Origin of the sequence: Gemella haemolysans (genome assembly GCF_028308085.1) — a bacterium.
Taxonomy (GTDB): domain Bacteria; phylum Bacillota; class Bacilli; order Staphylococcales; family Gemellaceae; genus Gemella; species Gemella haemolysans_D.
In genome coordinates this window covers 1-8,593 of the sequence record NZ_JAQMFS010000069.1, presented here as the reverse complement: position 1 = coordinate 8,593, position 8,593 = coordinate 1, and the positions used below count along the sequence as shown (strand labels likewise).

The following is an 8,593-nucleotide window of genomic DNA, read 5'->3' as shown; positions in this document are numbered from 1 at the left end:
TCAAGCTGTTCTCGCTAAAAAGAAAGAAATAAGATTAAAACGAAAAAATAGGAAAAAAGCTATACTACTTAATATAGCATAGCTTTCTCCTAATTCTCAAAATCAACCGAATTTGACAAAGAACCTTTTTTATTTATTCTGATTTTTTAGCAACTTTTTTCGTAGCTTTTTTTGGTTTCTCTTTTTTCTGTGGTTTGTTATTTTCTGGATACATCACTTTATCAACTAATCCATATTCACATGCTTCTTCAGCAGTTAAGTAATTATCACGTTCTGTATCACGTTCAATAGCTTTAATAGTTTGTCCAGTTCTGTCTGCTAGAATTTTGTTTAATTTTTCACGAGTTCTTAAAATGTGTTTGGCTGCTATTTCAATTTCAGTTGCTTGACCTTGCGCTCCACCTAATGGTTGGTGAATCATTACTTCCGCATTTGGAAGTGCATAACGTTTACCAATAGTTCCTGCTGCAAGTAAGAATGCTCCCATACTAGCCGCCATACCCATACAAATAGTTACAACATCACATTTAATATGTTGCATAGTATCGTAAATTGCAAATCCAGCCGTTACACTTCCCCCTGGTGAATTTATGTAAAAGTAGATATCCTTTTCACTATCTTGTGCTTCTAAAAATAAAAGTTGACTTGTTATTGAATTAGCTACTTGGTCATTAACATCCGATCCTAAAATAATGATTCTATCTTTTAATAATCTTGAATAAATATCATAAGCTCTTTCTCCTTGAGAAGTTTGCTCAATTACTGTAGGAATTAAATTCATTTTCTTACCTCCTAATTTTCTTTTCACTTGTTATTATATATCAAATATGGTCAATTATCAACTTATTTCCCCTTTTTAACTTTTCTTTATTTTCAATAAATTCTCCACTAATTTATAATAAATACGGCTCAAAAACAACTGTTTTCAAACCGTAATTTTATTTATCTTATAACCTATATGAATGTTCTTTAAAATTACCTACAATAGTATTAACTGCAGTTACTGTAATAAATGCTTCTGGACAATTTTTTGCTACTAATTGTCTTAAAAGATGCATCTCATTTTGTTGAATAACTACTATAATCATTCTTTTTTTCTTGTGAGAATATCCACCTTCAACATCCATTATTGTAGAACCTCTATGCAAGGTAGTATTTATCAGTTCTACCATTTTTTCCGGATTACTACAAATTATTGTACATTGTATATATGCTGAAAAGAATTTTTGAACACCTTTCATCGTTTGATTACGTACAAAACTCATTACAAGTGCATACATTACATATTTAATATCAAAAAATATCCACACTATTGTATATATTGTTATATCTTGTATTAAAAAAACTGTTGGTAAATTATATTTGAACTGCTTAGTAATAAACTTACCTGTTATATCCGTTCCACCAGTTGAAGCTCCAGCAACCAACAGACAACACATGGCTAATCCCGAAATAATTCCACAGAAGATTGCTGCTACAAGCGAATCTCCAAGGTTAACAGGAGTTATTATCTTAGGTAAATTATTAATTAAAAATGATGAAATACTAATCACTAATCCTGTTAGTATTACAAATTTTCTTCCTATATATTTATAACCTAAATAAAATAATGGAACATTTAAAACAAATTGTGCTGTCCCTATTTTTATCCCAGTTATTTTATTAATTACTAAACTTAATCCTAATGCACCACCTGCTCCAATATTATTAACAGGTATTAACAATCCAGCATAAATTGAGAATAATACTGTTCCTAGTATTATTAAAAATATGTCTTTTGATTGCTTATGTTGATCAGTCGTATAAATCGTATCCGATAATTTCATGTTATCCTTATCCTTTATTTTTTATCCACTATATATTTTAATACAAATTAAATTTTAAAACAATTAAAAATCAACTATCTCTAATGAAATATTAATAAATAATTCATTTTATCAACATTTTGTGTTAAAATTTAAGTAATAGATTTTTCTAATTATTAAAAAATTGAGAATTTTGGGAGTACATCACTTACATATTTGCCCCCAATTAAAAAGGAGCTATTTATGATTAAACTCTATAATACATTGACAAAACAAAAAGAAATTTTAAAAACAATAGAAGAAAATAAAGTACGAATGTATGTTTGTGGACCAACTGTATATAATTATATTCATATCGGTAATGCACGTCCTATTATAGTCTTTGATGTTGTACGAAAATATTTAGAACACAGTGGATATGAAGTAGATTTCATCTCTAACTTTACTGATGTTGACGACAAGATTATTAAAGCAAGTAATGAAGAAGGAATTTCTACTAGTGAACTTACAGATAAGTACATCAATGCCTTCTTTAAGGATTACGATGCATTAGGATGTAAAAGAGCAACGAAAAATCCTCGAGTTACAGAATATATGCAAGAAATAATCAAATTCATAGCTAAATTAGTTGAAGAAGGATATGCCTATGAAGCAGACGGTGATGTTTATTTCAGAACTCGTAAAAAAGAAGACTACGGAAAATTAAGTAAACAATCTATCGATGATTTAATTAGTGGTGCTCGAATCGAAGTTGGAGAACACAAGGAAGATCCACTAGATTTTGCACTATGGAAAAAAGCTAAGCCAGGTGAAGTAAAATGGGATAGTCCATTTGGAGAAGGTCGTCCAGGTTGGCACATTGAATGTTCTGTTATGGCTAAAGAAACACTGGGCAAAACAATCGATATCCACGCTGGTGGACAAGACTTAACATTCCCTCATCACGAAAATGAAATTGCACAATCAGAATGTCATAACCATGCACCATTTAGTAATTATTGGATGCACAATGCATTTATAAATATTGATAATGTTAAAATGAGTAAAAGTTTAGGGAATTTCCGTTTAGTAAAAGATATTATCGCCGAAATAGACCCTATGGTACTTCGTTTATTCATGTTGACAGTTCACTATAGAACACCAATTAACTACACATTAGAAAATATTGAATTAGCAAAAACAAACTTCGAAAAAATTAAAACTTCTTATCAAAATCTACAATTCAGATTAAATAACGAAATGACTGAAGAAAAATTAGATACAGAAGTTGTAGCATTAATTACAGAAGAACTAAATAAATTTGAAGAATATATGCAAGATGATTTCAATACAGCAAACGCCCTTTCTTCATGGTATGAAATTGTAAGAATTTCAAACTCATATACAGCAAAAGAAGCTGTTAACAAAGAAACATTAGAACTAATCAATGCTGCATTCGAAACGTATAGTTCAATTCTAGGAATAAATGTAAAAGAAGATAACACTCTTGATAGTGAACATATTGAAAGCTTAATAGCTGAACGTGAAGCCGCTCGTAAAAACCGTGATTTCGCTTTAGCTGATAAAATCCGAGATGACTTAAAAGAACAAGGAATTATCCTAGAAGATACAAAACAAGGTGTACGATGGAAAAAAATATAACATTTAAATTTACTGAAAAAAACTTCGCTAATCCAAATCAAATGCAAGCTTTAACTCTTGCCTATATTGGAGATAGTATTTACGATATAATGAGTAGAGAATATGTTATGAAAAATCATTTAGGAAAAATAAATGATCTTCACAAAACAGTTTCTACAATCGTATCTGCTAGAGCTCAAGCAAGTTTTATGGAAAACATACTAAACAATAGTATTTTGACAGAACAAGAAGAAAAAATTTATAACCGTGCAAAAAATCAAAAAAATAACTCTAAAGCAAAAAATGCTAGTATTATGGAATATAAACTAGCTACTGGTTTAGAGGCTGTATTCGGTTATTTATATTTAGAAAAAAACTTCGAAAGATTGGAGGAAATGTTTAACTACATAATAAAATTATATGAAGAAAAACAATAAACACTATAAAGAATTAAGACTAAAAAATAAAGGACAAAAACCTCAAGTTCAAACTGCTGAAATTGATTTGGATAAAGAAGTAATTGCTGGTCGTAACGCTATACTTGAAGCAATTAAATCAGGACGTGAAATTAATAAAATTCTATTCCAAGAGGGGATTGAAAAAGGAAGATTAAAATCTATTTTTGCTATTGCTAATGAGAAAAAAATCATTTGTCAAGAAGTTCCAAAACGTAAACTAGACAATTCAACTACTGAACGTCACCAAGGAGTTATCGCCTATGTTGCGCCATACTCTTACTTTGAACTTGATGAAGTAGTAAATAACTTAGAAATTAATAAGGATACTACCCTACTTATTTTAGACCATATTGAAGATCCACATAACCTAGGTGCGATAATTCGAACTGCTGAAGCAAGTGGTGTTAAAGCAATAATAATTCCTAAACGTCGTGCCGCTGTAGTTAGCCAAACTGCAGTTAAAGTTTCTGCCGGAGCAATTGAACACATGCCTGTTATCCGTGTATCAAACCTAACTGATGCTATTAAAAAATTAAAAGAAAAAGGATTCTGGATTGCAGGAACAACATTAGCAGAACGTTCTGAAGATTACACAAAAATTGCAAAAGATGTACCTTTAGCTATCGTAATCGGTAACGAAGGTGAAGGTATGAGTAAAGTTGTTACTAACGAATGTGATTTCTTATATCACCTACCAATGTTAGGAAAAATCCAAAGCTTAAACGCTTCTGTAGCAGCTGGTATAATAATGTACGAAAGAATTAAGTCTAATGATTAAAATATTAAAATCTAAAGAAGAGCTTAACCTTGGTTTTGCTCTTCGTATTGAAGTATTCGTTAAAGAACAAAAAGTTCCAATGGAACTTGAATTTGATGAAAAAGATAATAGCGAAAATACGGTTCATGTTGGATTCTTTGATAACAATAAACTTATCGGAGTTGCACGACTTATAGATCTTGATAAAGACGTTATTCACATTGGACGCGTTGTTATTGATAAAGAATACCGCGGTCAAGGAATTGGACGTGAACTTATTATTGGATGCGAAAATATCGCACAGCAAATTTTAAAAAGAAAAATAATTATCGAACTTAGTGCTCAAATACAAGCCGAAAACTTCTATAAATCATTAGGTTATAATCGAGTTAATGACATAATATATTTAGATGCAGGCATTGAGCATGTAGATATGAGGAAAGAAATTAATTAAATTATCAAAGGAGGACTTTTTATGAAAAAACAATATTTATTTATTGACGGTTATAATTTACTTTTTCGTATGAAAGAATATGACTTAATAAAAAGCTCTACCTTTCCTACCGAACGAGACATTCTAATTGATATGCTTCGTGAATATGCAGGTGGAAATAACTATATCGTTTACTGCGTATTTGACGCTTATCTAACACGTTCAAAAGAATACATTAAAGAAGAACCACCTATTACTATTGTTTATACAAAAACTGGTGAAAGGGCTGACCAATGGATAGAAAGAAAAACTCGAGAATTAAGAATCGATCACTTTATAGATATTATAGTAGTAAGTGACGATCATGACGAACGCGACACCACTCTTGGCTACGGAGCAATTTTGCGAGATTGTCACATGTTTATAAAAGAATTAAAAGATAGAAAACAAAGTGTTTCTAAAATAACAAAAAATCACAATTCTCGTGAATTAAAAAATAGACATATCCGCATGAGTGACAATGATAGAAGAAAACTAGAAAATTTCATAAAAAATGGGAAATTTTAAAATTATAAGAGATGGATATATTAAATATCCACCTCTTCTTTTTTTATTTTGAAAAATTCGTTATCTAATCTAAATAAAGCTAATTTCAATTTTTCCTTTATCTGAAACTGCTGTTATTTGTTTATCTTTAGAGTCAGCTGTATTTTTACTATAATTAATTTGATAATCTTGTTTATTTCCTTTAATTTTTGCAAAAATATCTCCAGATTCTGTTAGCATATTCATAGTATTTACCTTTGTTTGGTCTACTATAATTTTTGTATTATTTTTAGTTTCAATAATCGCTTTATTTATAATATCCTTTGTTATTTGTACCTTCTTGTTATCAGTAGCGATTTTAAGATTACCTATCTCAGCTCCATCAACTACAACCTCGTCATTACTATTAATAATTAAACTTTCTACATTTACATCAAAGATTTTTGAAGTTGCATCTTTGTTCTCTATAGTAATACTTTTATACATTTTTTTAGGAAGATATACAGTAAGTTCATTCTCACCTGACTCCTCTGCAGAAGCAGTAATATCTAATAAATTATTATCTGTAAAATATTTATAATTTCCTTTGAAATTTCCTTTTATTAAAATCGTTTCATTGTTATGATAATAAATTTTAACATTATTTTTCAATGCATTAATTTTAATACTATCTATCCCTTTCTTCCCAATCCATTCACTAAAGACTTTATTAGAAGATTCTTTTGGAGTATTAGTTTCTTTATCCTCTTTACTGAATCTCACACAACCTGTTGCAATCGATACAGTTAATATTGCAATAATTATTGTTTTTAAAAATTTTTTCATTATTATCCTCTCCCACCCTCAGAATACTCCTATAAAAAAAGAATGTCAAGAAAAAAATGATTGACCTAGGAAAAGGCCAATCATTTTTTATAAAATTATCTCATTGTTACAAATTCTTCAGAACCAGTTGGGTGGATCGCTACTGTGTTATCGAAATCACGTTTTGTTGCTCCCATTTTAATAGCAACAGCAAATCCTTGAATCATTTCATCCACACCATAACCAATCCCATGTAATCCTACAACTTTCTCCTCTTCACCAAGAGTAATAAGTTTCATAAAACATGGTTGTCTGTGACTAGTTATTGCTGAATACATTGGAGTAAATGAAGATTTATAAACTTTAATATTTTCTTCACCAAATTCTTTAATAGCTTGCTCTTCTGTATATCCAATAGAACCAATCGCTGGGTGTGAGAATACTACTGTAGCAACGTTAGTGTAATCTAAGTGCTCTTCAGGTTTATTATTAAATAATCTTTCTGATAATCTACGTCCTGCTGCAACTGCAACTGGAGTTAACGCTAAGCGCCCTGTTACATCACCTACTGCATAAATTCCTTCTACATTAGTATTTTGGAATTTATCTGTAGGAATAAATCCACGCTCATCTACTTCCACACCTGCAGCTTCTAAATTAAGATTTTCAGATAATGGTTTTCTACCGATTGCCCAAATTAAAAGATCAACTGTTGTTTCGCGTCCATCTTCAAGTACTAAAGTAACGCTGTCATCACCATTTTTCACAACTTTTTTAGGAATAGCATTTGTGTGAAGAGTTGGACCTTCTTCATTTATAACTTTTACTAAAGTATCTACTATATCTCTGTCAAAAGTTCTTAAAGGACGATCACGTCGTACAAATAAGTGAGTATCAACACCAAGACCGTGGAATACTCCAGCAAGTTCAACCGCAATATATCCGGCACCTACTACTGCAATACGTTTTGGTAATTGTTTTAATGCAAAAACTTCATTAGATGTAACACCATACTCAGCTCCCTCAACATTAGGAATAGTTGGTTGTCCACCAGTTGCTATTAAAATATGATCAGCAGTATACTGTTCTCCATTAACTTCAACTGTATTTTTGTTAACGAACTTAGCATATCCTCTTACTAAATCTACTTTGTTATTATTTAATCCACGCTCATAAGAACCATGAATTCTATCAATATATGCAGAACGATTACCTATTAATTTTGAAAAATCAAATTCTAAATTTTCAAAACTAAATCCATAGTCATTAGCATATAATTTTAAACTCTCAGATATTTGTGACGCATGCCACATAACTTTTTTAGGAACACATCCAACATTTACACATGTCCCACCTAATTCATTTCCTTCGATTAACAATCCTTTTATACCGTACATTGCAGCTCGGTTAATTGAAGCTATTCCTCCGCTTCCTCCACCAATCGCAATATAATCATAATGTTTTGCCATGTTTTCACCTCTATAATATTGTATAGCTTTTATCAATAAAAGTTTAGTATTTATATAAATAATTATATCACATAAATCTAATCTCTATATCACATATTATGCAACATTTAACAATTAAATTCAATATATTTGCTTACATTTGTAATCAAAATTGAAAATGAAAATATAAACTGAAAATTAAAAACTAAGCATTCTCCATGCTAACAATTAATTTTTGTGATATAATCTTAGTCATAAATGAGGTGATTATATGTTTAATTATATAGAAAAATTAAATTCTATAGAACAATTCAAAGTATTAAAAGAAGAAAATGAAAAAATTGTCTTTGTATTTTCTGCAACGTGGTGTCCAGATTGCATCATGTTAGACCATTACTTAGAAGAAACGATAAACAAGTTTCCTGAAATAAAATTTATCTACGTTAATCGTGATGATTATCCAGAAATAGCTCAAGCTCTTGATATTTTTGGTATTCCTTCTTTTGTAGGTTACAAAAATAATGTAGAAGTTAGTCGCTTTGTATCAAGACTAGCTAAAACTCAAAAAGAAGTAGAAGAATTTTTAGAGAAAATTTAGTCTAAATAAAAAATAAGGCTTAGCGCATTTTGATCTGACCCCAAAAAGTTAGACTTAGGATAGCGTAGTAGTTATAATGACTGCTACGCTATCTTTTTTATATTTATACAGTCATATGTTCTAT

Annotated in this window: 10 protein-coding genes; 6 read left to right on the top strand and 4 right to left on the bottom strand. The window is 30.0% G+C overall.

Going from position 1 to position 8,593, the window contains the following annotated elements; translation table 11 throughout:
- Nucleotides 1-133: 133 nt before the first annotated feature.
- Both clpP and PNO30_RS05815 read right to left on the bottom strand, forming a co-directional pair.
- Nucleotides 134-781 (bottom strand): ATP-dependent Clp endopeptidase proteolytic subunit ClpP, encoded by a 648-nt coding sequence (gene clpP, locus PNO30_RS05820; protein WP_102169953.1) that lies wholly within the window; start codon nt 779-781, stop codon nt 134-136.
- Nucleotides 782-947: 166 nt separating this feature from the next.
- Complete coding sequence (locus PNO30_RS05815) at nt 948-1,826, bottom strand: YitT family protein (protein ID WP_003147170.1); 879 nt, start codon at nt 1,824-1,826, stop codon at nt 948-950.
- A 222-nt stretch (nt 1,827-2,048) separates the two neighbouring features.
- Between PNO30_RS05815 and cysS the strand changes: the two genes are divergently transcribed.
- The 5 genes from cysS to PNO30_RS05790 are packed head-to-tail and all read left to right on the top strand — an operon-like array spanning nt 2,049 to nt 5,640.
- Nucleotides 2,049-3,446: a cysteine--tRNA ligase gene (gene cysS / locus PNO30_RS05810; protein ID WP_271987489.1), complete on the top strand. Its 1,398-nt coding sequence runs from the start codon at nt 2,049-2,051 to the stop codon at nt 3,444-3,446.
- Nucleotides 3,431-3,862 carry a Mini-ribonuclease 3 gene (locus PNO30_RS05805; protein ID WP_048803296.1) on the top strand — a complete coding sequence of 144 codons (432 nt, stop codon included), beginning with the start codon at nt 3,431-3,433 and terminating at the stop codon, nt 3,860-3,862. Before cysS ends, PNO30_RS05805 begins: the two co-directional genes overlap by 16 nt.
- Nucleotides 3,846-4,661: a 23S rRNA (guanosine(2251)-2'-O)-methyltransferase RlmB gene (rlmB, locus tag PNO30_RS05800; protein WP_271987486.1), complete on the top strand. Its 816-nt coding sequence runs from the start codon at nt 3,846-3,848 to the stop codon at nt 4,659-4,661. The genes PNO30_RS05805 and rlmB overlap by 17 nt, the downstream gene beginning before the upstream one ends.
- Complete coding sequence (locus PNO30_RS05795; protein WP_271987484.1) at nt 4,654-5,094, top strand: GNAT family N-acetyltransferase; 441 nt, start codon at nt 4,654-4,656, stop codon at nt 5,092-5,094. The genes rlmB and PNO30_RS05795 overlap by 8 nt, the downstream gene beginning before the upstream one ends.
- Before the next feature lie 21 nt (nt 5,095-5,115).
- Nucleotides 5,116-5,640 carry an NYN domain-containing protein gene (locus PNO30_RS05790; RefSeq protein WP_271987482.1) on the top strand — a complete coding sequence of 175 codons (525 nt, stop codon included), beginning with the start codon at nt 5,116-5,118 and terminating at the stop codon, nt 5,638-5,640.
- A 69-nt stretch (nt 5,641-5,709) separates the two neighbouring features.
- Here PNO30_RS05790 and PNO30_RS05785 read toward each other — a convergent pair whose 3' ends face one another.
- Both PNO30_RS05785 and gorA read right to left on the bottom strand, forming a co-directional pair.
- Nucleotides 5,710-6,444 carry a DUF4097 family beta strand repeat-containing protein gene (locus PNO30_RS05785; RefSeq protein ID WP_271987480.1) on the bottom strand — a complete coding sequence of 245 codons (735 nt, stop codon included), beginning with the start codon at nt 6,442-6,444 and terminating at the stop codon, nt 5,710-5,712.
- A 95-nt stretch (nt 6,445-6,539) separates the two neighbouring features.
- Nucleotides 6,540-7,892, bottom strand: a complete 1,353-nt coding sequence (gorA, locus tag PNO30_RS05780) for a glutathione-disulfide reductase (RefSeq protein ID WP_271987479.1) — start codon at nt 7,890-7,892, stop codon at nt 6,540-6,542.
- Nucleotides 7,893-8,142: 250 nt separating this feature from the next.
- Here gorA and PNO30_RS05775 point away from each other — a divergent pair, with 250 nt between their 5' ends.
- Nucleotides 8,143-8,469, top strand: a complete 327-nt coding sequence (locus PNO30_RS05775; protein WP_271987477.1) for a thioredoxin family protein — start codon at nt 8,143-8,145, stop codon at nt 8,467-8,469.
- Nucleotides 8,470-8,593 lie beyond the last annotated feature (124 nt).